Annotated in this window: 19 protein-coding genes; 14 read left to right on the top strand and 5 right to left on the bottom strand. The window is 68.6% G+C overall.

Going from position 1 to position 25908, the window contains the following annotated elements:
• The first annotated feature begins 71 nt into the window (after positions 1-71).
• Positions 72-3029 carry a BTAD domain-containing putative transcriptional regulator gene (locus VHR41_17125; GenBank protein ID HEX3235919.1) on the top strand — a complete coding sequence of 986 codons (2958 nt, stop codon included), beginning with the start codon at positions 72-74 and terminating at the stop codon, positions 3027-3029.
• Positions 3030-3105: 76 nt separating this feature from the next.
• Here the strand turns inward: VHR41_17125 and VHR41_17130 are convergent, their stop codons facing one another.
• The 4 genes from VHR41_17130 to VHR41_17145 all read right to left on the bottom strand — a co-directional run bounded on the left by VHR41_17130 (position 3106) and on the right by VHR41_17145 (position 7755).
• The gene (locus tag VHR41_17130) at positions 3106-3660 is read right to left on the bottom strand and encodes a DoxX family protein (protein HEX3235920.1); all 555 of its coding nucleotides are present in this window, start codon (positions 3658-3660) and stop codon (positions 3106-3108) included.
• Positions 3661-3711: 51 nt separating this feature from the next.
• Positions 3712-4179 carry a MarR family transcriptional regulator gene (locus VHR41_17135; protein HEX3235921.1) on the bottom strand — a complete coding sequence of 156 codons (468 nt, stop codon included), beginning with the start codon at positions 4177-4179 and terminating at the stop codon, positions 3712-3714.
• Positions 4180-4256: 77 nt separating this feature from the next.
• Positions 4257-6218: a 3-hydroxyacyl-CoA dehydrogenase NAD-binding domain-containing protein gene (locus VHR41_17140; GenBank protein ID HEX3235922.1), complete on the bottom strand. Its 1962-nt coding sequence runs from the start codon at positions 6216-6218 to the stop codon at positions 4257-4259.
• Positions 6211-7755: a benzoate-CoA ligase family protein gene (locus tag VHR41_17145; protein ID HEX3235923.1), complete on the bottom strand. Its 1545-nt coding sequence runs from the start codon at positions 7753-7755 to the stop codon at positions 6211-6213. The genes VHR41_17140 and VHR41_17145 overlap by 8 nt, the downstream gene beginning before the upstream one ends.
• A gap of 339 nt (positions 7756-8094) precedes the next feature.
• Here VHR41_17145 and VHR41_17150 point away from each other — a divergent pair, with 339 nt between their 5' ends.
• From VHR41_17150 to VHR41_17195, 10 genes are all read left to right on the top strand, one after another.
• Positions 8095-8844, top strand: coding sequence for a creatininase family protein (locus VHR41_17150; GenBank protein HEX3235924.1), 750 nt, complete (start codon positions 8095-8097; stop codon positions 8842-8844).
• Positions 8841-10061: an SDR family NAD(P)-dependent oxidoreductase gene (locus VHR41_17155; GenBank protein ID HEX3235925.1), complete on the top strand. Its 1221-nt coding sequence runs from the start codon at positions 8841-8843 to the stop codon at positions 10059-10061. Before VHR41_17150 ends, VHR41_17155 begins: the two co-directional genes overlap by 4 nt.
• Positions 10058-10861 (top strand): enoyl-CoA hydratase family protein, encoded by an 804-nt coding sequence (locus tag VHR41_17160; protein ID HEX3235926.1) that lies wholly within the window; start codon positions 10058-10060, stop codon positions 10859-10861. The genes VHR41_17155 and VHR41_17160 overlap by 4 nt, the downstream gene beginning before the upstream one ends.
• Positions 10862-10864: 3 nt before the next feature.
• Positions 10865-12004, top strand: a complete 1140-nt coding sequence (locus VHR41_17165; GenBank protein ID HEX3235927.1) for an acyl-CoA dehydrogenase family protein — start codon at positions 10865-10867, stop codon at positions 12002-12004.
• A gap of 60 nt (positions 12005-12064) precedes the next feature.
• Positions 12065-13516: a hypothetical protein gene (locus VHR41_17170; GenBank protein ID HEX3235928.1), complete on the top strand. Its 1452-nt coding sequence runs from the start codon at positions 12065-12067 to the stop codon at positions 13514-13516.
• Entirely contained in the window at positions 13513-15771 is a 2259-nt protein-coding gene (locus tag VHR41_17175; GenBank protein HEX3235929.1) for a bifunctional salicylyl-CoA 5-hydroxylase/oxidoreductase, read from the top strand. The genes VHR41_17170 and VHR41_17175 overlap by 4 nt, the downstream gene beginning before the upstream one ends.
• A gap of 78 nt (positions 15772-15849) precedes the next feature.
• Positions 15850-16629, top strand: a complete 780-nt coding sequence (locus VHR41_17180) for a tryptophan 2,3-dioxygenase family protein (GenBank protein HEX3235930.1) — start codon at positions 15850-15852, stop codon at positions 16627-16629.
• Positions 16630-16643: 14 nt separating this feature from the next.
• Positions 16644-17840, top strand: coding sequence for a hypothetical protein (locus VHR41_17185; GenBank protein HEX3235931.1), 1197 nt, complete (start codon positions 16644-16646; stop codon positions 17838-17840).
• Positions 17830-18669 (top strand): hypothetical protein, encoded by an 840-nt coding sequence (locus tag VHR41_17190; GenBank protein ID HEX3235932.1) that lies wholly within the window; start codon positions 17830-17832, stop codon positions 18667-18669. Before VHR41_17185 ends, VHR41_17190 begins: the two co-directional genes overlap by 11 nt.
• 57 nt (positions 18670-18726) lie before the next feature.
• Positions 18727-20976 (top strand): LTA synthase family protein, encoded by a 2250-nt coding sequence (locus tag VHR41_17195; protein HEX3235933.1) that lies wholly within the window; start codon positions 18727-18729, stop codon positions 20974-20976.
• A gap of 31 nt (positions 20977-21007) precedes the next feature.
• Here VHR41_17195 and VHR41_17200 read toward each other — a convergent pair whose 3' ends face one another.
• On the bottom strand, positions 21008-21892 hold the full coding sequence (locus VHR41_17200; GenBank protein ID HEX3235934.1) for a hypothetical protein: 885 nt from the start codon (positions 21890-21892) through the stop codon (positions 21008-21010).
• Positions 21893-22070: 178 nt separating this feature from the next.
• On the opposite strand from VHR41_17200, the gene VHR41_17205 reads away from it, so the two are divergent.
• The 3 genes from VHR41_17205 (at position 22071) to VHR41_17215 (ending at position 25900) form a co-directional block, all read left to right on the top strand.
• Positions 22071-22472 carry a BlaI/MecI/CopY family transcriptional regulator gene (locus VHR41_17205; GenBank protein ID HEX3235935.1) on the top strand — a complete coding sequence of 134 codons (402 nt, stop codon included), beginning with the start codon at positions 22071-22073 and terminating at the stop codon, positions 22470-22472.
• Positions 22469-24433 (top strand): HEAT repeat domain-containing protein, encoded by a 1965-nt coding sequence (locus VHR41_17210; GenBank protein HEX3235936.1) that lies wholly within the window; start codon positions 22469-22471, stop codon positions 24431-24433. The genes VHR41_17205 and VHR41_17210 overlap by 4 nt, the downstream gene beginning before the upstream one ends.
• Positions 24434-24565: 132 nt before the next feature.
• Positions 24566-25900 (top strand): HEAT repeat domain-containing protein, encoded by a 1335-nt coding sequence (locus VHR41_17215; protein HEX3235937.1) that lies wholly within the window; start codon positions 24566-24568, stop codon positions 25898-25900.
• Positions 25901-25908 lie beyond the last annotated feature (8 nt).

The raw sequence follows: 25908 nt of genomic DNA on the forward strand, positions 1-25908 counted from the left end.
CTTCGCGGAACGGGGGCTAAGTTAGAGGCACTCGGTGAGAGGCCGGTCAAAGACCGGTCAGACGGGGCAAAATGCTCCACCTCAAGACGTTCGGCGGGCTCTCAGTCGACCTCGACGGCATCCCTGGCACTGGCGCGGCCCAGCAACGGAAAACGCTGGGGCTGCTCGCTCTGCTTGCCGCCTCCGGCAGCCGCGGCCTCAGCCGTGACAAGCTGATCGCCTCCCTGTGGCCCGAGACGGACGCCGAGCGCGGGCGGGGACTCCTCAAGCAGGCCTGCTACGCGCTCCGCCGTGACCTGCACGCGCCCGAGCTCTTCCTCGGCTCGATCCAGCTGCGGCTCAATCCCCTCGTGATCTCGAGTGACGTAGAGTTGTTCTCCTCCGCGCTGGAGGAGAACGATCCAACGCGGGCGGTCTCGTTCTACACCGCACCATTTCTGGACGGCTTCTACCTGAATGGGGGCGGGGAGTTCGAGACCTGGGCGGAGACCGAGCGGGCACGGCTGGCGAGCCGATGCCGGGCGGCGCTGGAGGTGTTGTCGGCTGACGCCACCAAACGCGGCGAGCACCGTGTGGCGGCGGACCGGTGGCGACGCCTCCTCGAGCTCGATCCGCTCAGCTCGCATGCGGCACTCGGCTTGATGAAAGCCTTGGAGAGTGCCGGGGAGCGGGCCGAGGCGCTGCGCTCGGGAGAGGCATACGGCCGGCTGTTGCGGTCTGAACTCGGCGCCGATCCGCCACCGGAATTGTCGGAGTGGATCGAACGGCACCGCCATGTGGCCGGCAACGGGATAGCCGGCAACGGGATAGCCGGCAACGGAACAGCTGGCCACGGAACGGCTGGCCACGGTGTCGCTGGCAACGAAGTAATCCCTGCCGGCCGATTCGCGCCGGCGGGAGAGCTCGCCGAACCGCCGAGCCATCCGGGCGCCGCACCGTCGCGCCGCTCGCTTGTCGCGCTCCGCGGTTGGCACGTGGCCGCCGGGCTGGCCGGTTTGGTCGCGGCCGGGGTCCTGCTGCTGCGGACTCTGCCGGCTTCGCGGACCGACCCCAATCTTCTGGCCATCGCCCCGTTCGACGTGCTCGACCCGTCGCTGGACATCTGGCATGAGGGGTTGGTGGACATCCTCTCCCGGGACCTCGATGGGGCCGGACCACTGCGCACGGTCCCGCAGACGGTCGGGATCAAGCGGTGGCACGGCCGTGCCGATCGGGTGTCTGCCGCGAGTTTCGGCCAGCTGACTGGCGCCGGGCTGGTGGTCTTTGGGAGTATAGGCAAGGCGAGGGACACCGTCAGCCTCAGAGCGACTGTGCTGGACGTGGCCCGGCAGCGTGCGGTGGCCGATCTCGAGGTCCGAGGTGATACGGCGGTCATGGGTGACCTGGCCGACTCACTCGGCGTCAGGATCCTCCAGGTACTGGGACGGAATCGCCCGATCGGGGCGGTGCGAAGGGTCTCGATCGGCTCCAGATCGCTCCCCGCATTGAAGGCCTTCCTGTATGGAGAGCAGTTCTATCGGCGTGGGCTCTGGGACTCTGCCCTGGTTTATTACGACCAAGCGATCGCCCAGGACAGCACGTTCGCGATCGCCTTTCGCCGTATGGATTTGGCACTCAGCTGGGACCCCGCGACCGCCGACGCGTACCGGCCCGGGGAGGATTACAGGCGACGGGCGGTGGCGCTGGGTCGCGAGCTTTCCCCCCGTGATAGCGTGCTGATCGCCGCCGACTCCTTTGCCATTGCGATCAAGGAGGCGACTGACCCGGCCGTTTTGGTTCGCTTCAGTTATCGTCAGCTTTCCAGCTTGGAGGAAGCGGTCCGACGCTACCCGGATGATCCCGAGTTGTGGCTCGAGCTCGGTGAGGCACGATTTCACGACCATCCTCCGCTGGGCGGTGTCCCCGGCCCAGCACTTGAGGCCTTCGACCACGCAATCGCCCTCGACCCGGGGTTCGCACCGGCGTACGAGCACACGGTGCACCTGGCGATTCGGTTGAACCGCCCCGACCTGGCCCGGAGGTATGCGGACGCCTACCTGCGTCTCGACCCAACCGATGTCAATGCGCGTACGATTCGTCTCGCCGCCTTGATGCTCGATCCCAAGCGGTCGCACGCACCGGAGGCTGCGCGGGTGATCGACAGCGTGTCTGCACGGGTGCTCTTCGGCGCCGGGCTCATCCAGCTCGGCTGGTGGGCCGACTCGGGCGAAACCGAAATCCGACTCGCCCGAGCGCTGACCATGCGGAGTGGCAGTGGTGTCGATCCCACGTCGGACACACTCATGTACGATCAGTACCTGGCGCTCGAGCTTGCCTACCGAGGCCACCTACAGGAGGCGTATGCGGCCGACCGTCGTTTGCTCCTCGACGCGAGCGCCTCACCGTTCAGCGAATTCCTGGATCCGTTCCTCAGTCTCAGCCTCCTGGGGGTGATCCCGGAATCACTGGCCGCCACAACCTTTGGGCACGCGCTCGACTCCCGAACACCCTGGCCAATGCCTCCCTTCAACGTCGCGCGGCAGCTGCGTGGTCTCCCCTGGTGGCTGGCGCGAGGAGACACGGCGTCCCTGGCGCGCTTCGCGTCTCGCGCCAGGCAGGAGGTTTCGAGACAGAAAACCGTCCGCGGTCAGTTCCAAGGCCGATACCTCCATGCTGCGGCGACCGCCTATCTCGCCCTGGCTCGAGCTGATTCGGTCCGTGCCCTGGGCCTTTTTCAGGCCATCCCGGACACTCTGTGTTTGGAGAACGACTGCTATTACGAGAAGCTGACCGAGGCCAGATTGCTCAATCGGCTCGGCCAGGCCCGGCGTGCAGGAGCGGTGCTGGATCGCTGGGTCTGGAGTGGCGGGAACGCGCTTCTGGTGTTCGGTGTGCTGGAGCGAGGCCGCATCGCCGAGGGTCTAGGCGAGCGTCAGAAAGCAAAAGACTCATACCAGTTCGTCATCGATGTCTGGCGCCAGGCCGATCCCCAACTGCAGTCGTACGTGACCGAGGCGCGGAACGGCCTCACTCGGGTGACGAGAGACTGACACTGTTCCAGGGTGTCCCAGCCGCGACGTTCGATTCGCGAACGGCCAGCGGCTGGGTAGCCCACCTGGACATGCTTCAACTGTGAGCCTCGACCGGCTTGCCCGCCGACTGCCGCAGCGCGAGCGTGCCGAGTCCGCCCAGCACCCCCGCGATCACCGCGAGCGTCACGAACCCCGGCGAGTAGAGTCCCGCCAACCCTGCGAGCGCGTCGAGCGAGAAGCCGCCAAAGCCGGTAAAGGCCAGCGCCAGTGCGCCCGCGGCATAGAGGAACGGCAGCTCGACGCCGTTTCCGCTCGCAAAGAAGCCGTTACTCCAGTGGACGGTGGCGATCGCCACCAGCATCGTCGAGATCATCAGGGCCGGGCCGATCGGGCCGAACAGGCCCAGCGTCACCAGCAGGCCGCCGGTGATCTCGCCGAGGGCCGCCGCGGCCGCGAAGAGCCGGCCCGGCCGGAATCCCAGGCCCTCGAAGTAGCCGCCGGTTCCCGCAAGACCGTAGCCGCCAAACCAGCCGAAGAGCTTCTGAGTACCGTGTGCCGCCATGGCGAGCCCCAGCACCAGCCGGGCGATCAGCAGACCCCCGCTTACCGTTGCCACGTCCAGCGGGACCGTCGAGGTAGTGGTGAACATTGGATCCTCCCTAGTATGTGTTATAACACCCATTGTACCAACAAAACACCATTAGGTTCCCGACCGCACGGCCTCCAGATGGCGAAGCAGCGCCTGGATATCGTCCGGGCGGAGGGAACCCATTCGCCTCCGCTCAATGGCACTGAGGGCCGGCTCCGCGTCGTCCAGCAGGCGCAGTCCCTTCGGCGTGATGCGCGCGGTGACGTGCCGCCGGTCGGCGGGATCGCGCTCGCGGGCAATCAGGCCGGCGTCGGTCATCCGGTCCAGCAGCCGTGGGACGTCGGGCACCTGGGTGATCAGCCGCTCACCGACCTCGCGGCCGCAGAGACCGGTCGATCCGGCGCCGCGAAGGATCCGGAGCACGTTGTACTGGGTGCTGGTGAGGTCGAACGGCTTGAGCACATCGTTGATCTCGTGCTCTACCACGGCGGCGGTGCGCAGGATGCTCACCAGTGCCTCCTCCCCCGGCCGGGCGAACGGCTTGGTCTGTTTGATCTCGGCGAGCAGGCGACTGACCATAGGCTGATATTACATGTTATAACATACAATGTCAAGGGGGGGGGGGGCCTAGGGATGCTTCGATGTTAGGAGGTGGACTATGACCCTCCGCTGAACGTCCCCGCCGACGCCGCCAGGCGCACCAGCAGCGGTGCCGGCGTCCAGAAGCCGGGATCGCCGTGCGAATTACTCCCGAACTCACGTACCCTCCGTAAGACCCGATCCAACCCCACGTTATCGGCATGGAACATCGGGCCACCGCGTGACCGCGGAAAACCGTAGCCGGTGAGATACACCACGTCGATGTCACTCGCCCGGGCCGCGATCCCTTCCTCGAGGATCCTCGCGCCTTCGTTCACCAGGGCATAGACCAGGCGATCGACGATCTCGCTGTCGTCGATCCGGCGGGGAGAGATCCCGATCTCCGCCCGGTGCGAGCTGATGAGCTCCTCCACGACGACCGATGGCGCGGGGGGGCTGACATCGTGGCCCCCCGGATCGCCGACCCGAAGCGGGCCCATGGCGAACCCGAAGGTCTCCATGGCCCGGTCGATCTGCTGCGGCGTGGCACCTTCCTCGAGCAGGTACCAGACCTGCCTGATATAGCCGTCCAGCATCCGGTTGCCGATGAATCCGTCGCAGACTCCAGAGACCACCCCCACCTTTCGGAGTGTCTTGGCGAGGGTGAGCGCCGTCGCGAGCACCTCGGGCGATGTGGTGCGTCCGCGCACGATCTCCAGCAGCCGCATCACGTTCGCCGGACTGATGAAGTGGAGGCCCAGCACGTCGGCGGGCCGGCGGGTGAAGTCCGCGATGGCGTCGACATCGAGTGTCGAGGTGTTGGTCGCGAGGATGGCGCCCGGCTGCATCACCCGGTCGAGCGCAAGGAAGACCTGGCGCTTGACCTCGAGCGATTCAAACACCGCTTCGATTACCAGGTCGGCCTGGCCGATGGCTTCATAGGAAAGCGTCGGCCGGAGCAGGGCCAGGCGGCGCTCGCGCTCGGGCTCGGCGAGCTTGCCCTTTCGAACCTGCGCGTCGTAGATCCCCGCGATCCGCGCTAGCCCGCGGTCCAGCGCCGCTTGATCGGTCTCGACGAGCCAGAGCGGAATGCCGGCGTCGAGCAGCGCGACGGCAATCCCGGCGCCCATGGTGCCTGCGCCGATCACCGCGGCCCGCTCGAGCCGGCGGATGGCAGTCGATGGCGTGATGCCGTCCACCTTGCCTGCCGCGCGCTCCGCAAAGAACGCGTGCCTGAGCCCCTTCGACTCCGGCGACTCCATGAGCTCGAGAAAGGTCTGCCGCTCGGTGGCCAGGCCTTCATCGAACGGTCCGCCCGCCGCCGCGATCGCGTCCACCGCGCGGACCGGCGCCGGCAGCAGGGGCCGCGCCGTCTCGAGCGTGGCCCGCGCGGCCTGGCACAGCGTCGCGAGGTTCGGTTCGTCGAGCGGGATATCGCGAACTCTGGGAGGAGGCCCAGTCGCGACGGCGGTGGAGGCCGCGAGGTCCACTGCTTGAGTGAGCGGATCGCCGTCGGTCACCTGATCGAGCAGGGCGGTGTGTGCGACCGCGGTGGCCGGCACCGCCTCGCCACTCACGATCATTTCGATCGCCCTAGCGACACCCACCAGCCGCGGCAGGCGCTGGGTGCCACCCGCCCCCGGCAGAAGCCCAAGCTTTACCTCCGGCAAGCCGAGCTTTGCGTCCGCACGCGCGACGCGATAGTGCGCGGCCATCGCCAGCTCGAGGCCGCCGCCGAGGCAGGTTCCGGCAATCGCGGCGACCACCGGCTTGGCACTCGTTTCCACCAGCTCGACGAGCCGGCGCAGGGTGGGATCCGCCGTGCTCGCCGGCGTGCCGAACTCGCGGATGTCGGCGCCACCGGAGAAGAGACCACCGGCCCCGGTGAGGACGACGGCCCGGACGGACGGGTCGGTGCGGGCACGCTCCAGCGCCGCTGAGATGCCGGCACGAACCGCGTGCGACAGGCCGTTGACGGGTGGGTTGGCGAAGGTAATGACCGCGACGCCGCGGTCGACCCGGTAGTCGATCTCACCCACTCGGCGGCGCCCTGAGCTTGCCCCGATCCACCTTCCCGAGGTGCGTCATCGGGAGTGAAGCCAGGAAGATCACCTCGCGCGGACATTTGTACGGCTCCAGGCGGTCGCGCACGAATGCCTTAAGCTCTTCCACTAGGCCCTGCTCCTGAGCGCCAGCGAAGGACTCGCGCGGAACGACGTACGCGTGCGGCTTCATCAACCCATTGGCATCGGCCACGCCCACGACCGCCGCCTGCGACACCGCGGGATGCTGCAGCAGACAGCCCTCCACCTCGGTGGCCGACAGCCATTTGCCCGATACCTTGAGCAGCTCGTCGGCTCGGCCACCATAGGTGTAGTAGCCGTCGGCGTCGCGCCGGACCAGGTCTCCGGTCACCACCCAATCCCCTCGGAAGCAGGCCTGGCTCTTCTCCAGCTGCTGCCAGTATCCCAGCGCCCGCGAGCCGCCCCGCACCCAGAGGTGCCCGATGGTCCCGTCGGGTACTTCCCGGCCCTCCTCGTCCGCCACCTTGATCTCGAACCCAGGCACCGCCTCGCCCAGCGTGCCACGGCGCACCCGGCCCAGGCGATTGGACAGGAAGATGTGCCACATCTCGGCGGTACCCAGGCCATCGAGCAGGGGAACCCCGAACCGCTCGTCCCAGCGGGCGTGTAACTCCTCGGGCAAGCCCTCTCCGGCCGAGGTGGCCAGGCGCAGGGAGGAGAGGTCCTGACGGCCGGCCTCGGGATGACTCACCATCTGGTTCACCATGGTGGGCACGGTGATCAGGATGGTGGGCCGGTTTCGGGCAATCCGGCTGAAGATCGCGTCCGCGGTGCAACGCTCGTCGAACAGCACGCTGGCGGCGCCGGCCGCGAAGGGAAACAGGAGATTGGAGCCGGTAGCGTAGCCGAAGTAGAGCTTGGGCACCGAGAGCGTCACATCATCCTCGGTATACCTGAGGACCTGCCGGGCGTAGCACTGTGCCGTGTTGACGAACGAGCGATGCGGCTGCACCGCTGCCTTGGGCCGACCGGTGGTGCCGCCGGAGAAGAGCCAGATGGCTGCATCATCCGGGTGGGTGGGGTAGTTCCTCAGGGTCGCCGGTGCCGCGTCGAGCCGCGATCTCCAGTCGCTGCCGCCCACGACCAGCAGCGCGGGTGCATGGGCAGCGTGGCGGCCCGCGGCGCCAAACGCGTCCGCGTGCACCGCGCCCACCAGCGCCACTGCGGCGCGGCTGTACTCGAAGAAATACTCGATGGCCTCGGGCTTGAGCTCCGGGTTCACCATGACGACCACGGCGCCGATCTTGAGGATGCCGAACAGCGCCCCCACGTAGTCGGGCCCATCGGGCAGGGCGATGATCACCCGCTGTTCCGGCGCCACTCCCGCCGAGTTCAGCAGGTTGGCATAGCGGTTGGCCAACGCCTGGACCTCACGATAGGTCCACCGTCCGGCATCGGTCACCAGCGCGGTCCGGTCGCCCCGGCCCTCGCGTACCCGGGCATCGAGGAAGAAGTCGGCGATGTTGAGACGGGCGGGATCGTCGGTCGTCATAGCACGTACACCTTGCGAGGCGGCCACCGGCCTCACCATTGACGTCCGAGGAGCGAGCCGCGAGAGGCCGGGCTGGGACCCGTCGGGCGGGACCCGGTCGAGAAAGCGTCGGGGGCCTCCGCCATCAGGTCGTCCCGCGAATCAAAATGCGCATAGAAGCCGCCATGGGTAAGCCCGGCGCGCTGCACTGGATGAGCGGGAATCGAGGTCCGGGTTGACCATCACAACGGGTGCGCCGATCTTCAGAATGCGAGGCAGGGCCCCTATGTAATACCTCCGGCAGTCGAACCGTCCGAACATCGAGAAAGAACTCGGCGATATTTGCAGCCGCTCGCCGGAATGACCTGGGAAGACGCACGCGAGGCCGCGGGCCCGGGGTCCGCCGCCATTCTGCCGGTGGGCGCCATCGAGGCGCACGGTCCGCACCTGCCGCTCGAGACGGACGTGATCATCGCCCAGGCGATGGCGCGCGCCGGTGCCGCCCGGCTGAGCGCGCGGGGACTCCGGGTGGTCGTTCTCCCGCCGCTGACCTACACCGCCGCGGCATTTGCGCAGAACTTTGCGGGGACGCTCTCGCTTCGCCCGGAGACGGTCACGGCGACGGTGCGGGACATCGCCGCGTGCCTGGTACGGCATGAGTTCGGAGTGCTGGCCATCGCCAACGCGCATCTCGATCCGGAACACCTCGGCTCGCTCGATGCCGCCGCCGCCCTGATCCGACGCGATCTCGAGCTCGCGGTAGCATGTCCCAACCTCGCGGCCAAGCCGTGGGCCCTCCGGCTGGGGGACGAATTCCGCAGCGGCGCGTGCCACGCAGGGCAGTTCGAGACGTCGGTCGTGCTGGCCGAACGGCCGGAGCTGGTCCGCGGGGCACTGATGGCCTCGCTGCCGGCGAACCCCGTCTCCCTGTCCCGTGCCATCCGCGATGGCAAGCGGAGCTTCGAGGAGGCGGGCGGCGCCCAGGCGTACTTCGGCTTTCCGGCCCAGGCGAGCGCCGAGGAGGGCCGGGCCACGATCGAGGTGCTCGGTCAGATTCTCGACGAAGCGGTGCAAGCCGAGCTCACCGCCAGGGCCGAGCAGACGAGATGAGCTCCCTGAGCCGTGGAGTGGCTGTGGTGACCGGCGGCGGCCGCGGGATCGGAGCGGCCACCGCCCGCGCGCTGTCGGACGCCGGTCTCGATGTGGTCGTCGCCGCCCGCACGGGCGAGCAGATCGAGCGCCAGGCCGCCGCGCTGGTGGCCATGGGCCGCCGGGCGAGGGCGGTGGTCTGTGACGTGACCAGCGAAGCCAGCGTGGAGGCCCTCTCCCGCGCGGCGTCCGAGCTGGGACCGGTGGCGGTTCTGGTCAACAACGCGGGCGCCGCCGGGTCGATGCCTGTGGTCCGGACCTCGCTCGAGGATTGGAATCGGCTCCTGGCCATCAACGCCACCGGGGCCTTCCTATGCACCCGGGCGTTTCTCCCGGGGATGCTCGAGCGGCAGCAGGGCCGAGTGATCAACGTGTCGTCGACGGCGGGTCTCCGCGGGGGGAAGTATCTCGCGGCCTACGCCGCTGCCAAGCACGCGCTGCTGGGTCTCACCCGGTCGGCGGCCGCCGAGGTTGCCGGCAGCGGGGTGACGGTGAACGCCGTCTGCCCCGGCTTCGTCGATACCGAGATGACATCCGAGACCGTGGCCAGGATCATGGCCAAGACCGGCCGCACCCGCGAGGAAGCGCTGGCGGCCGCCCTCGACTCCGAGGGTCAGGTCCGCTTGATCGCGCCCGAAGAGGTGGCGGCGGCGGTGGTCTCGCTCGCCGCCACTGCGGTTCCCCATGCTCCCAACGGAGAGATCGTGGTCCTGGACGGGAGAGATCAGATGGCCGGCCGCTTCGCGATCATCAACCCCGAGGAGCTCGGTGCGCCCCGCGGCTGGAACAACGGGATGCTGGCGCACGCGGGGGGAAGGATGCTCTTCATCGCGGGCCAGACCGCGCGGGACAGCTCGGGGCGAGTGCCGGCCACCGACTTCGTCTCTCAGTTCGATCGGGCGTTGGACAACCTGCTCGCCGTCCTCCGCCATGCCGGCGGCGAGCCGGGTGACATCGGGCGATTCACCATCTATGTCACCGACATGGCCCAGTACCGCGCGAGCCTCAAGTCCCTGGGCGAAGTGTACCGACGCCGGATGGGGACACACTACCCGGCGATGGCGCTGGTGGAGGTGACGTCGCTGGTGGATCCGCAGGCGGTGGTGGAGATCGAAGCAACCGCGGTGCTTGGGGCCAATCTCTCGGTCGATGGCGGGCAGCACAAGGGAAATCTGTGACGCCCCTGCATCCCAGGTCATTTCTCTACACCGTCGACCCGGCGACCGCCGTCGCCACGATCACGCTCAACCGGCCCGAGCGACTCAATGCACTCACCTTCGAGGTCTACACCGAGCTCAGGGACACCTTCCGCGCACTCGACGCTGAGCCCGGCATTCGCGCCATCATCATCACCGGCACCGGGCGAGCCTTCTGCACCGGCGGAGATGTCGAGGACATCATCGGCGCGCTGTTCACCAGGGATGCCGCCGGATTGCTCGACTTCACCCGGCTCACGGGCGATCTCATCCTCTCCATCCGCCAGTGTCGCCGCCCGGTGGTGGCGGCGCTCAACGGAACCGTGGCCGGCGCAGGAGCGGTGATCGCGGCGGCCAGCGACATCCGGATCGCGGCGGAGAGCGCCAAGATCGCCTTTCTCTTCTCCCGGGTGGGCCTCACGGGCGCCGACATGGGCGCTGCCTGGCTGCTTCCTCGCATCGTCGGCATGGCGCACGCGAGCGAGATCCTCATGCTGGGTGACTTTCTCAGCGCCGAGCGCGCAGTCCAGATCGGGCTCTACAACCGGGTGGTCCCCGCGGAGCGGCTGATGGCCGAAGCCACCGAGGTCGCCAGCCGGCTGGCGCGGGGACCGTCGGTGGCGCTCGGCGTCACCAAGCAGGCGCTCAATGAGGAGGCCGCGATGACCCTGGTCTCCGCCCTCGAATGGGAGGCGAAGGCCCAAGCCGAGTGCATGCAGAACCCGAACTTCCGTGAAGCCTACGAGGCGTTCCGCGCCAAGCGCGAACCGAGGTTCGAGTAGGTCATGCCCGACGCGAAGCTGATCCGGACCTTTCTCGAGCCGCATCATCCGGTCTTCGCGGACCAAGCCAGGAGCTTCGCGACGGCTGAGATCGCTCCGCGCCCGGAGCCGGCCGACGATGCCGCGGCTCGGAAGGAGGCGCGCGAGCTGCTTGGCATACTCGGCGTGGGCGGGTGGCTCAAGCCGATTCTCGATCTCGACCTCCGTGGCTGCTGCCTCATGCGAGAAGCACTCGCCGAAGTGTCCCCGCTCGCCGACGCGGTGTTTGCGCTGCAGGGGCTTGGCACCACGCCGATTCTGTTGGGCGGAACGCAGGCGCAGAAGGACCGATGGCTTGGACCGATTGCCGAGGGCAAGGTCATGACCGCCTTCGCGATGACCGAGGCCGAGGCGGGGTCGGACGTGGCCGCCATTGCCAGCAACGCGCGGCACGAGGGATCAGGATACGTCATCACCGGAGCCAAGACTCTGATCTCCAACGCCGGCATCGCCGATCTCTACATCGTGTTCGCCTCCACCGACCGGCCTAAGGGTGCCAAAGGGATCAGCTGCTTCCTGGTGCCGGCCAACACGTTCGGACTCCGGTTCCGCCCTCAGGTGCTGAGCGCGCCGCATCCGTTGGGTCAGATCGCCTTCGAGGACTGCCGGGTTCCTGCCGATGCGCTGCTCGGCGACGAGGGACGCGGGTACGGGCTCGGCCTCGCGGCACTGGACCGGTTGCGGCCGACCGTGGCGGCCGCGGCCTGCGGCATGGCGGCTCGCGCGCTCGCCGAATCACTCGCTCACGTGAAGCAGCGGAAGCAATTCGGCACCGCCCTGGCCCAATTCCAGCTGGTCCAGCAGAAGCTCGCCCGGATGGCCACCGATCTCACGGCCGCGCGGCTCCTCACCTATCAGGCGGCCTATGAGAAGGACCAGGGACAGGAGCGAATCACCCGCGAGGCCGCCATGGCCAAATCCTTCGCGACCGAGATGGCCCAGCGGGCTGTTGACGACGCGGTGCAGCTCATCGGAGGACGCGGCGTGCTGGCCGATCATCCAGTGGAGCGACTGTACCGCGCCGTGCGGGCGCTCCGGATCTACGAGGGCACGACGGAGATTCAGCAATTGATCATCGCAGGGGAGCTCCTGAAGGAAGGCTGACGTGGCTCCCCGGTAGCTGCTGGCCCGGCTGACGGCGGCCGTTAGCTTTAGCCTTGAGCCATGTGGCATCCCGATCCCTTCGTCAAGTATCCGATCCCGGAGACGCATCCACCCACGCTGGCGGACGCGGCGCGATCGCTCTGGTTCAGCCCACTCGAGTGCGGCCGGCTCGAGCTGCGGGAGCGCACCTGGGTTCCCGCCATGGTGCCGTGGCGGGCGACCGCTGACGGAGTGGTGACACCCGAGGTGCTCGCGTGGTACGAGCGGTTCGCGCGAGGGCAGCCCGGGGCTCTGGTGGTCGAGGCCACCGGGATCCGCGACATTCCCAGCGGACCGCTCCTCCGGATCGGAGACGACCGGTTCATTCCCGGCCTGGGGGAGCTGGTGCGCACCGTCCGGCAGGCGAGCGGTGGCCGGACTCGGCTGTTCATCCAGATCATCGACTTCCTCCGGATCCGCCGCCGCCCCGAGCCGGAGCGATACTTCCGGGAGTTCCTGGTCCTCACTGAGCGGCACCGCACTCTAGTGCCGGGCAGCGACGACGCCATCCGGGAGACCCTGGCGCGAATGCCGGAGGCGGAGTGGCCCCGGTTCCTCACTGAGCGCGAGCTGGAGAGCCTGCGATTCGGCGAGCGGGAACGAGTTACGGATACCGGGCTGCCCCACATCCGGGAGCTGCCGCGCGTCTTGCCGGGGCTGTTCGCTCGAGCGGCGGCCCGCGCGGAGGAGGCGGGGTTCGACGGGGTGGAGCTGCACTGCGCCCACGCCTACACCATGGCGTCGTTTCTCTCCACCCTCAACCAGCGCGACGATGGCTACGGCGGGTCGCGCGCGGAGCGGGTGAAGTTGCCGCTCGAGGTCTTCCACGCGGTGCGGCAGAACGTAAGCCAGCGATTCGTGGTCGGGTGCCGGTTCCTGGCCGAGGAATGTATCCCGGGCGGTTACACGTCCGAGGATGCCGCCTGGTTCGGCGCCCAGTTCGCGCGGGCGGGAATGGACTACCTCTCGCTCTCTCGAGGGGGCAAGTTCGAGGACGCCAAGCAGCCGCGGGTGGGCTGGGCCCGGTATCCCTACACCGGACCCAGCGGGTACGAGTGCATGCCGACCGTCCGATCGGATGAACGGGGACCGTTCGGCCGGAACCGGGAGGCCACCCGCGCGGTGCGGGACGCGGTACTCGCCGCGGGGTGCCGGACGCCGGTCGTCTTGTCGGGTGGCATCTCGACGTTCGAGCAGGCGGAGGAGCTGCTGCGGGACGGCGCCGCCGACATCATCGCCTCGGCACGACAGAGCCTGGCGGATCCCGACTGGTTCCGGAAGCTCAGGCTCGGCCTGGGCGGCGAAGTGCGGCGCTGTGTCTTCACCAACTACTGTGAGGGCCTCGACCAGGTGCACAAGCCCGTGACCTGCAAGCTCTGGGATCACCTCGAACTCGACGGCGACGATCCGCCGCGCCCCGCCATCGGCCGCCGCCGGTTGGTGGCCCCGCCGTGGGAGCCGGCCGCCAGGTGAGAGTCGCCATCGTAGGGGCGGGGCCCGCCGGCCTCTATCTCGCCATCCTGCTCAAGCGCGACGACCCCAGCCACCAGGTGACGGTCTATGAGCGGAACCGGGTGGAGGACACGTTCGGCTTCGGGGTGGTGTTCTCGGACGAGACGCTGGAGAACGTCGGCGAGGCCGATCCCGACACCAACGACGCAATGGCCGCCGCTGCCGCGCGCTGGGAGGAGATCGAGATCCACTACCGCGGCACGGTCATGCGCTCCACCGGGCATCGCTTCTCGGGCGTGGAACGGAAGACCCTGCTGGACCTGCTGGCCCGGCGGGCGCAATCGCTGGGCGTCGAGGTTCAGTGGCAGCGCGAGATTCGAGATCTCACCGACTGCGGCCTTCCCGCCGCCGATCTGATCGTCGCGGCGGACGGCGTGGCCAGCCTGATCCGCGACCAGCTGTCTGACACATTCCAACCTCAGCTCGACTGGCGCTACAACCGCTTCGTCTGGCTCGGCAGCGCCCGAGCGTTTCCCGCGTTCACCTTCTACTTCAAGCCTTCGCCGGCCGGGCTCTGGCGCACCCATGCCTATCAGTATGCTCCCGGACGCTCGACCTTCATCGTGGAGGCCAGGGAAGACACCTGGCAGGCGAGTGGACTCGACGCGAACGACGAGCGGGGCACCGTCGCGTACCTGGAGCGGCTCTTCCAGGACGAGCTGCAGGGCCATCCGCTGGTGGCCAACCGCTCCATCTGGCGCCGGTTTCCCACGGTCCGGAACGCGCGCTGGCACTCGGGGAACGTGGTGCTGCTGGGCGACGCCGCCCACACGGCGCACTTCTCGGTCGGCTCCGGCACCAAGCTCGCGATGGAAGACGCCATCGCGCTGGCGGCGGCGCTCCGAGCCGAGCGATCGATTCCCGGCGCGCTCGCCAGCTACGAGGCGAGCCGGCGGCCGCAGGTGGAAAGCCTCCAGCGCGCGGCCCAGGCGAGCCTCGAGTGGTTCGAATCGGTGGAACGTTACCACGATACCGAGCCGCTGCAGTTCGCCTTCAATCTGCTCACCCGCAGCCTCCGCATCACCCATGAGAACCTGAAGGTTCGCGATCCCGCCCTGGTGAGCCAGGTCGACCGCTGGTTCGCCGAGCAGGCTGCCAGGCAGAGCGGGCGTCCGGTGACGCTCGAGCCGTGTCCTCCACCCTTGTTCACCCCCTACCGGCTTCGCGAGCTGGTGCTGCCCAACCGGATCGTGGTCTCCTCGATGTGCCAGTACCGGGCGGAGGACGGGCTTCCGAACGACTGGCACCTGGTCCACCTGGGCAGCCGGGCCATCGGCGGCGCCGGGCTGGTGATGACGGAGATGACCGACGTGAGCCGGGAAGGCCGGATCTCCCCCGGCTGCGCCGGGATGTATCTCCCGGGTCATGTTGCCGCATGGCGGCGGATCGTGGAGTTCGTGCATCAAGGGAGCGAGGCCAAGCTCGGCCTGCAGCTCTCGCACGCGGGGAGGAAGGGATCGACCTGCCGGCTGTGGGAGGGCGAGGATGAGCCGCTGCCCGACGGGAACTGGCCGCTGATCGCGCCGTCTCCCATCCCCTACCGTTCCCACAACCAGATCCCCCGGGAGATGACCCGGGCCGACATGGACCAGGTCGCCGCCGACTTCGTCCGGGCCACCGGCATGGCCGACGCTGCCGGGTTCGACCTCCTGGAGCTCCACCTCGCGCATGGGTACCTGCTGGCTTCGTTCATCTCGCCTCTCACCAACCGGCGAACCGACGAGTATGGCGGATCCCTCACCAACCGAATGCGCTACCCGCTGGAGATCGTGACCCGGGTCCGCGCCGAGTGGCCTCAGGCCAAGCCGCTGTCCGTCAGGATCTCGGCCGTCGACTGGGCGCCCGGCGGCACGGAGGCGCACGATGCGGTGGAGGTAGCGCGGATGGTGGTTGCCGCGGGGGCCGACATCGTGGACGTCTCCGCGGGCCAGACCGTCCCCGAAGCGAAGCCGGTCTACGGTCGGCAGTTCCAGACCCCGTTCAGCGACCGGGTCCGGCATGAGGCGCGGGTGCCGACGATGACGGTGGGGAACATCTCATCCCCCGCGGACGTCAACACCATCCTGGCCGCCGGCCGGGCGGATCTGGTGGTGCTGGCGCGAGCGCACCTGTGGGACCCGTACTGGACCCGGCACGCGGCCGCCGACCTGGGGTACACGCTTCCCTGGCCGCCGGAGTACGCAACCTTGAACCGGTACACTCCCCGACTGCGGTAGATCCGGCTCGGCGTTGCGTGCGCGTCGCCGCGGCTGTTGCTACTCTTGTGTTGCCTCCCCTTGCGAAGAGACCACCGGATGCCCTCGTACGCCGAATACCTGAAGGTCAATGAGCTGCTCGCGCTCCAGTGTCCTCTGTCGGAGGGCCCGGAGCACGACGAGATGCTCTTCATCGTGATCCATCAGGTGTACGAGCTCTGGTTCAAGGAGATCCTCCACGAGCTGGATCACCTCCAGGATCTGCTCTCCCGCAACGACGGCGCCAGGGCCCGGGGCACACTCAAGCGCATTCTGACCATCCTCAAGGTGATGGTGGCGCAGCTCGACATCCTGGAAACGATGACGCCACTCGAGTTCCTGTCGTTCCGTGACCGGCTGGAGTCGGGGAGCGGGTTCCAATCGTTCCAGTTCCGCGAGCTGGAGTTCGCGCTGGGATGGAAGGATCAGAAGGCGGTGGAGCGCCACCCGGCGGGGAGCGAGGTCCGCCGGCGGTTGGAGCGACGGCTGCACTCACCCTCGCTCTGGGATGGCTTCCTGCGCCATCTGGCTGCCGGCGGCGTCCCGGTGCCCCGGAGCGACCTGGAGCGGGACGTGACCCGGCGAGTGGAGCCCTCCCCCGGTCTCCGCGATGCGTTGATTGCCGTGTACCGCAGCCAATCGGCGGAGGCAGAGCTGTGCGAACGGCTGGTGGATCTCGATGAAGGCATCATGGAGTGGCGCTACCGGCACGTGAAGATGGTGCAGCGGACCATCGGCACCCGCCGTGGCACCGGGGGAAGCGCGGGCGCGGACTACCTGCTGGCCACACTCAATCAGCCACTGTTTCCGGATCTGTGGGCCATCAGGACCGAGCTCTGAGCCTCGCCAGGGCCATGGACCCCGCCTCCCTCTTCGCCTCTCCCAACGCTCTCGCGCCACACTATTCCCGCTTCGGGGTCGCACAGCGACTGCTGCTCACCGGGCACTCCCACCAGGCCTGGCCGGACTGCGCCTTGGAAGGCCAGGTGAAGGCCTGGGAAGACGCGGCGCGCTACGTCGACGAGAAGTGGGAACACGCGCTGGCTCGAGCCGAGCGGGTGCGCGAGGGATTCGCCCGGCTCCTGGGAGACGCGGGCGGAGGGATAGCGCTGGGAGCGAACACCCACGAGCTGGTGGTCCGTCTGCTCTCCGCTTTGCCGCTGGGCACGCGACCCCGGCTGGTGACCACCGACGGTGAGTTCCACAGCATCCGCCGTCAGCTGGATCGCCTGGAGGAGGCAGGTCTCACCGTTGTCCGCATCCCCCAGGCCCCCCACCAATCACTGGCTGCCCGGCTGAGCGGCGCGGTAGATGATCGGACGGCCCTGGTGCTGGTCTCTGCCGTCTTCTTCGATACCGGGCGCATGGCCCACGGGCTCGCCGACGTGGCCGCGAGCTGCCGGCGGCACGGCAGCAGTCTGCTGGTGGACGCGTATCATGCGCTCGACGTCGTGCCGTTCTCGGTCACGGACGAGGGACTCGGCGACGCGTTCATCGTTGGCGGCGGATACAAGTACTGTCAGCTCGGGGAGGGCAACTGCTTTCTGAGGATCCCGGCGGACTGCGAGCTTCGCCCCGTAGTGACCGGGTGGTTCAGCGAGTTCACCGTGCTGACGGACCGGCAGCGCGTGGAGCGAGTGGCCTATGGGCAGGGCGGCGACCGATTCGCCGGCGCGACCTACGATCCGACCAGTCATTATCGCGCCGTTTCCGTCTTCGAGTTTTTCCGGGAGCGCGGGCTCACGCCTCAGCTCCTCAGGGCGGTGAGTCAGCACCAGGTCGGGCTGCTCGCCTCCACCTTCGACGCCCTCGATCTCGATCCCGCGATCGTGCGCCGCGACCGCGAGTGCCCGCTCGGCGAGATCGGTGGTTTCCTCGCTCTCCGAAGCCCGGTGGCGGCCGCTCTGGTGCGTGAGCTCCGGGCGCGAGGCGTGTGGACCGATGCCCGAGGGGATGTCCTACGGCTCGGCCCGGCGCCATATCTGTCGGACCGGCAGCTGCGCGATGCGGTCGGATTGCTGGGAGAGGCGGCGCGGGGGCATGCCGGCTGAACAGGAGCTCCCGCGCAGGCCCGGACGCGTCGCGGCTGGGTTGCTGCTCGCCGGGTTGATCGGTGTGCTCGGCTGGAATGCCTACCAGCTGGCCGTGGCGTACCGCGAGTTCGCCGGGCTGTCCGAGCGGCTGCCGAGCCTTCCCCCGGTGCATGCCGCAACCCGTCGGCGCGAGCCCCCCTTTCCCGTGAAGCTGTGGCTCCACCGAGTCAACAGCGTCCAGCGCGCCGCGCGGATGGCCAGGAAATACGGCGGCCTGGAAATCGACGTGATGTTCGACTCCGCGGCCGGGTATTTCGATGTGGGGCACCCTCCGGTTCCATCGGTGGGTTTGTCCCTCGACAGCCTGTTGGCGGCCGTTCCCGATATCACCGATCACTACTTCTGGCTCGACTTCAAGAATCTGACCGACGGCAACGCAGCGGCCGCGTGCGGAGTGCTGCTCGCCATCGCTCGGAGACGCGGCGTCGTGAGCCACACCGTCGTGGAGTCGACCAATCCGAGAGCGCTCGCCTGCTTCACCGCGAACGGGTTCTATACCTCGTACTACCTCTTCCCCGATCTCGATCCGCACACGATGGCACCGGACGCATTGAGGAAGTACTACGAGGGTGTGAGGGCCAACCTGGCCGCCAGCGACGTGAACGCCCTGTCCTCGAGCTATCGCTCGCTTCCTTTCATCGAGGCGTACTTCCCCGACAGCGACGTCCTGCTCTGGTATCTGGAGCCGCGCGGGAGCCTGCGCGCCCGGGCGGCGCTGGCGTATCTCACGCGGGAGCCGCGGGTGAAGGTGATTCTGGTCAAGGAGTACAGCCGCGGATATCGCTGAAGCCTGGCACGCCAGAGCGCACTAAGGAGCCACCATGAACTCGATGAGGGTCCCCGGATGGCTGACCGGACCTCGTGCCGCGAGCTGACGCCGAGTGTGCCGATACTCACGGTCATCGCGGCCGCCGCGGTCCTGGCGTCGTGGACGGGAACGCTTCCGGGTCGGTCGGTCCCCATCTACGGTCCGCTGGTCCAGGGGTTGTTCTGGGCGGGGCTCTGTGCGGGGCTGGCGCTGGCCTATGGCGCAGTGGCTCCCGATCAGGGGGGCGCTCTGCGCCGCGTGCTTCCGAGGGTTGGTGCCTGTCTGCTGCTCGCCCTCCTGGCGACTCACCTCTCGAGGCTGCTGCTCGGTGCGTTCATCGGTCGCGGGGTGTGGCAGAGGTTCTTCTACCTGGAGTGGCTGGTGCCTCCAGCGTGCGCCGCCCTCGCATGCGCGGCCCTGATGCCTCGGGAGACCAGGGCCATTTACCGCGCCGCCCGCGGCAGCCCCAGGGCAGCCTCGCTGCTCGCGCTCCTCGTGCTCCTCGTCTCCGCGGGTGTCCTCACGGCCGCCGCGGATCTGACATTCGAATGGGGAGGAGTCGACGCCCGCCTGAGGCGCGAGGTCGTGATGGTGGATGCCTGGGTCACCAATACCCTGCTGCTGTTCAGCGCGCTGGTGCTGGTGTTCGCGGTCACCCGGAGAGTGGCCATCGCACTCCTGCTGGTGGCGCCGTCGTTCCTCCTGCTGGACCTCGCGACGATCGCCAAGATCGAGTACATGCATTCGGCGGTGCAGCCGCTCGACGTGCTCAGGGTGGCCGAGTTCGTGCCGCTCTTCCGCCGATTCTTCGGCACGACGGTCCTCCTCATGATCGTTGTCGCTGCCGGACTCTGGGTCGTGGCACTCGTGGCAGCGCACCGAACCGAGCCATGGCGATTGTCGCTGCCGCGTCGCCTGCTGCTCGGCGTCGCGTCGCTGGTCGCCCTCATCACACTTCCGCTGGTCTTCTACCTGGCGCCCACTCAGCCGCTGGCCGGCCGCCTGCTCCTGCTGGTCGGAGCCCCCGGCGATCTCCACCGCGAGAAAGCGCGAGCGAACGGGTTGTTGTTGTCGTTCGTCTCCGAGATCCCAGCGCTGCTGGTGCCGAGCCCGGTGGGTTACTCACCCGAATCGGTTGCCACGGCGATGGGCCGGACCTGGGGCACCGGATCTTCGGTGCAGCGCCCCCCTGGGCACGTGAACCTGATTCTCTATCTGGTCGAATCCTTCATGGACCCGGATGATCTCGGCCTGCACTACACCAGCGATCCCATTCCCAATGTCCGGGCCCTCGGCAAGACCCACATCTACGGACACGGGATCGTCCCCGAGCGCTTCGGCGGCTCGGCCAATACCGAGTTCGAGCTCCTCACGGGGATGACGATGAGCTTCCTGCCGATCGGAAGCCTCCCGTTCAAGCAGCACATTCGGCATCCGATGCCGTCGCTTCCGCGCGCCCTCGCCGATCTGGGCTACGCGACCACCGCGATCCAGGCCGACGCCAAGTACTACTACAATCGGGAGCGGGTGTACGACCTGCTGGGCTTTCATCATGTCGTGTGGCTCAACGACATGCCGGGGGTGGAGCGCGCGGCCCGGCCAGGCTGGCCCTCCGACAACGCGGTGGTCCAATCCGTCATTCAAGCCAGTCGTGGCCCTCGTCCATTTTTCGTGTTCGCCTTCCCCTCCTCGACCCACTCTCCCTACAACTCCGGGACGTACCGCAGCTCCGATCTGGGCGTGCTCGGGGCGAAGTCGGACGACCCGATGGGCGAGGTGAAGGAGTACATCAACGCGATTCGGGAGGCGGACCGGGCGATCGGGACTCTGGTCGAGTACTTCCGCGGCCAGCGGGACTCCACCATCATCGCGATCCTCGGCGATCACATGGCCCCGCTTTCGGGTAACGCGCTTCGCCCCCTGTTCGCGCAGTTGGCCGGGCGGTCCGAGGCCGAACAGGCCCGCAGAACCCGCCGGGGGCCCCTCGTCGTGTGGGCAAATTTCCAGCTCCCGCGCGAGGAAACCGAGCTGAGCGTCAACGCGCTTCCCGCCTATCTCCTCCAGACGATGCGCATACCCCCGCCAGGCTTCCTCGGGGTGGGCGATCGGGTCCGCCGCAGGATCCCCGTGCTGGGGCGCTACATGCGGGGAACCGATGGAGAGGTCTGGGACTGGGAGTCCCTGCCCCGGGAAGAGCGGACCCTGCTGGAGGACTACCGGCTCCTTCAGTACGATCTTCTCCTGGGACGGCAGTATGCGCTGCGGGAGAACGGGGCGGCCCCCTGAGCATCGAGGCACGTCGCCGACGTGAGGCCGCTCATCGCAGCTGGCGGGACTGGCAGGACGGCTCCCCATACCGGATCCCCATGGGCCGACTCAATCCGTCGGCCAGCGCCCGCAGATCGGGCCGCTCGCGGGGGATGTTTTCGTGCCCCCGTCCATTCGGCTCGATCGTGGCCGTCCCCGTCTTCGAGATTCCCGGGAACACCTTGACCTGCCCCCGCACCACCTGCCATTGATCGCTGGAGACCGCGAGGCGGGTCTGCTTGAGGTCCGGCTTGCCCAAGACCGCGAACACCGCCGAAAGGAAGCCGACCGGCCGCACGGAAATGCCCTTCACCTGATCGAACACGAGCATGTCCTCGTACTCCAGCAGCTTGAATCGGATGACCCGGCTGTCGTACACATCCATTTTGGGCACGGACAGGGTGTCCTTATAGCTGAAATGGGAAGGCGCGCCCGCCGAGTCGGGCCAGAAGATGGTCACGTCCAGCGCGAGGAGCGGGGCAGGGCCTTCCAGCACCTGTGCCACCACCTGGGGGCCGTAGTCGATCAGCGCATCCTGATGGTGCTCGAATCCCGCCCTGGCCGACTCCGACATATCCCCATAGGTCACCCCCGCCGTCTCGAGGTGAGCGCTGAACCAATCGTCCTGCTTGACGATCAATTGGGTGCTCCCCGGCGACTCCCGCTGCCGCCGCCGGACGAGCGCGAGGAGCGCCTCGGCTCCGAACCGCATCGACGTGGTGGTGCTGGTGAGACTGTAGGCCCCGTGGGTCCGCATCGCCTCCAGGATCTCCTGCCGGGAGACGCGGTATGGCTCGGCGCACGCTCGGTGGCCCGGCCGGGGAAGGTTCGCGCTGAGCGCAGGCGCAATCACCGTCAGCGCGATCGCGGCCGGGTTAGAGAATCGTCGAAGCATCTGCAGGAGTGTCATGCATTCTTTGGATGAGCTGGTCGGTGGCCGCCTGGATCCCAGTTGCGCTGCGTGGCAGCTCCTCAAGGTAGCCAAGTCAGGCGGAGCCCTTGACTTTTCCTGGCCTCTGCTGAAATATCAGCACAGCGTCACCGTTCATACTCTCAGGTCCAAGGCCACCGCCATGCCCCAGCGCCCCCCTGTCGAAGACCTCAGCCGCCGCGAGCGGCAGGTGATGGAGATCCTGCATCGGCGGGGCGAGTCCACCGTCACCGAGATCATGCAGAGCCTTCCCGACCCGCCCAGCTATTCCGCGGTCCGCTCCATCCTGCGGATCCTGGGGGAGAAGAAGCTGATCTCCCACAGGGAGGACGGGCCCCGGTACGTCTACCTGACGGCCCGTCCGACCGACAAGGCCCGGGATGACGTCCTCGCGCACGTCGTGCGCACCTATTTTGCCGGCTCGACCGAGCAGGCGGTCACGGCGCTGCTGCGGCTTTCCGACGCCGACCTGGACGAGGCCGAGATCGGCCGGCTCCGGGAGAAGATCCGCCGCGCGCGGCGGAACGAGAGCGGGAGGTCATGATGTCGACATCCATTCCAGACCTGCTCTCCTGGGTCACGGCAGCACCATTGGGCCTGTCGATTCTGCTGGTGCTTCTGAAGGTCACCTGTCTGCTTCTGGCCGCGATCGGCGCCTCGCTCGCAATGTCGCGCGCCTCGGCGGGCGCCCGGCATCTGGTCTGGGTCGTGGTGCTTGGCGCGCTCCTTGTCCTCCCCGCACTCGCCATGTGGGCCCCCCTCCCGGTCCGGATGCTTCCCCAGTCCGTATCACCGACAATTGCATCGAGCATGGCAGGAGCGCTTGTCGGCCCCGAAATCACCCGTTCGCTGCGGCAGCAGAGCAGCGCTGCTCCTGAAGCCGCGGGCCCCGCCGCCTCGTCCGCATCGCGGTCTCGCGCCGCGATCGGGCCGTCGTTCGGGCTCGGGACCGTACTGTTGCTCGGCTGGGTGCTGGGCGCTCTCGCGCTGATCCTGAGGCTCGCCCACGGCGCGTACGCTGTGCGGCGCATCCTCCGCCGGGCCGAGCCGCTGGAGCACCCGGACTGGCAGACGCCGTTGTACCAGGTCGCCGATCGCCTGGGCGTGCCCGTCATTCCGCGGCTGGTCCGCAGCGAGGATGTGAAGATGCCCTTTGCGAGCGGCCTTATTGCTCCCGCCGTCGTGCTTCCCGCCGAATGCGAGCAGTGGAGCGCCGAGCGGCGGAGCGCCGTGCTGGTGCACGAGCTGGGGCACGTCCGTCGGCGCGACCTGGCCGGTCACACGATCGGCCGGATCGCCTGCGCCCTCTATTGGTTTCACCCGCTGGTGTGGACGGCCGCCCGGCGGCTCCGCACCGAGAGCGAGCGGGCCTGCGACGACCTGGCGCTGGTCCTCGGTGCCCGGCCCAGCGACTACGCCGAGCATCTGCTGGACCTGGTGACGGGCGTGCGCGATCACTACACGCCGTCGCTCGCCCTTGCGATGGCGCACCGAAAGGAGTTCGAGGGACGCATGCTGGCTATTCTCGACCCCGCGCTCCGTCGCAAGGGGCCGAATCGGAGGCAGACCGCCGTGATCGTCGGTGCGCTCGCCATCCTCGCCTCTTTCGTCGGTGCAGCGACGCCGGTGCCACGCACCGCGTCTCACTCGCTCCCCTCGCATGCTGAAGCGCCACGCAGCGCGCCGGTTCAACCGGTCCAGCCACCGCCGGACGCTGCCCCCCAACCCGCGGCAATCGCGATCCCGACCCGAGCCTCGCCAGCCGTCACCGCCCGCGAGGAGCCCGGCGACGACAGGGCGGCGCTGCTCGCCAGGACACTCCGCACCGATACGAGCGCCCCGGTTCGGCGGGTGGCCGCGTGGGGACTCCAGCGGTACGTCGAGGTCGATGTCGCGATCGAGGCCCTCGCCTCCGCGGCCGGGACCGATGCCGACGCGGAGGTGCGTGAGATGGCGGTGTGGGCCCTGGCCGATGCACGACCGGGCTCGACCGTCGTGCTGGCGGCCCTGGCCAAGGCCGTCCGGCTGGACCGGGACCCGAAGGTTCGCGCGACGGCAGTGTGGGCACTGGGCTCGATCGGCGACGAAAACGCCGTGGAGACCTTGACGGGCGTCCTCAGGAGCCCCGATCCCACGCTACGGGAGGTCGCGGCCTGGTCGATCGGCTCCTGCGAGCCGAGCCGGGCGCCGGCCGCGCTGTCGAGCGCGCTGTCGGACCGAGATCGCAACGTGCGCGAATCGGTGGCCTGGGCGCTCTACACGATCGGGGATCCCCGGACGGCCGGCGCCATCGATTCCGCGCTTCGGCGCGAGCAGGACCCCGAGGTGCAGCACGGCCTCATCCGGGCGCTCGGTGCCGTGGGGGAGGGCTCGGTGGAGGCCTTCCAGCGACTCGTATCATCCCCGGACGCCGAAGTGCGAGGGATGGCCGTGGCCGCGCTGGCCGGCGGAGACGCCTCCGGTCCCTGGCCCTGGCCCCGCCCGGAGCCTCGGCCGTTTCCGTGATCGGGCGCGGCTGACGCGAACGGGCGCGGCGTGACGCAGGGTGTCGCGCTTCGCCCGTTGCTTCGGCCCATGAGTGCTGAAATTTCAACATCACATCGATCATCCTCCTCTGTGGAGCAGACCATGATACGGATGACCAGCCTCGTCCTCGCCGCGACCGCGATGTCACTCGGCGGATCGACGGGTGCACCCGCGCCCAGCCTGCGGAAGAGTTCACCAGAGATTCGCGAGCTGCTCGCGGGCGCCCTGGGCGCGCCGCGCGCCCTGTGCGCGCTTGCCGCAACCGCGGTCGGCAACAACCGCTGGGGCGAGCGCGACGCGCCGGCGACGCCGCTCGCCCGCCCGAAGACACCAGACTCCCGCGGTACCCGCGAGACGCAGGGCACGCCGGAGGACGTGCGGTTCCTGCTGGAGAGTCTCTCGACTGATGACCCCTGCGTCCGCGAGCTCGCGGTGCGGCTGCTCGCCAATCAGGCGAGCGATCTGGCGGCGCCCGGTCTGCTGCAGCGGCTCGGGTCGGCCGATTCGGTAATGCGTACCCTCGCCGCGCTGGGGCTGGGATTGCTGCAGCCGAAGGGCGCGGTTGAGCCGCTGGTGCGAGCCGCCCATGACCCATCTACCGGCGCGAGGGCGGATGCGCTCTGGGCGCTTGGGCGGATCGGCGATGGGCGCGCCGTGCGTCCGGCGACCGCCGCCCTGGGTGACGGCGCGCCCGTGGTGCGAGAAGCGGCGGCGGAGGCGTTAGGCCAGCTCGATTCCACGAGCGCGGTCCCGGCGCTGGTGCGCCTCCTCCACGACGACGCGGTGGCCTCCGTCCGGCGCACCGCGGCCTGGGCGCTGGGTCAGCTCGAGGCCAAATCGGGCGCCGACGGGCTCGCCCTGGCGCTGCGGGGCGATCGGGATGCCGGCGTACGCGAGATGAGCGCCTGGGCCTTGGCCAGCATCGAGGCGCGATCCGCCACACCGGTCCTGCTGCGGGCGGCACAGGCGGACAGCGACGCCGCCGTACGGGAGACGGCGGTTTGGGCCCTCGGCGAGCTGGGCGATGCGTCGGCGGCCGAAGGCCTGGGTCAACTCCTCACGAAGGAGCGGAACGCGGAAGTGCGGAGAACCGCGGCGTGGGCCCTGGGTCAGCTCGACGTCCACACCGCGCCGAAGGCGCTGATCGGCGCCCTGAGCGACGCCGATGCCGAGCTGCGGGTCAAGGCAGCGTGGGCGCTCTCCGAGATCGCGGATGGCGCAGCCGTCCCCGCGCTCCGGGCCTCGTTGTCACGGGAGCAGGATGCCGATGCGCGGAAAGCCGAGGTCCGGGCGCTGATCCATTCGGGCGAACGCTCCGAGCAGTTGACCGAGCTCCTGCAGTCGAAGGATCCCGAGGTGCGTGAGGCGGCGATCCGGGGCATTGCGGGACACGGGGAGTCCGATCCGTGGCCCTGGCCCGAGCCTCGGCCCCGCCCGTTCCCCTGAGCGAATCT

This window comes from Gemmatimonadales bacterium (assembly GCA_036265815.1).
Taxonomy (GTDB): Bacteria; Gemmatimonadota; Gemmatimonadetes; order Gemmatimonadales; family GWC2-71-9; genus CAVVWJ01.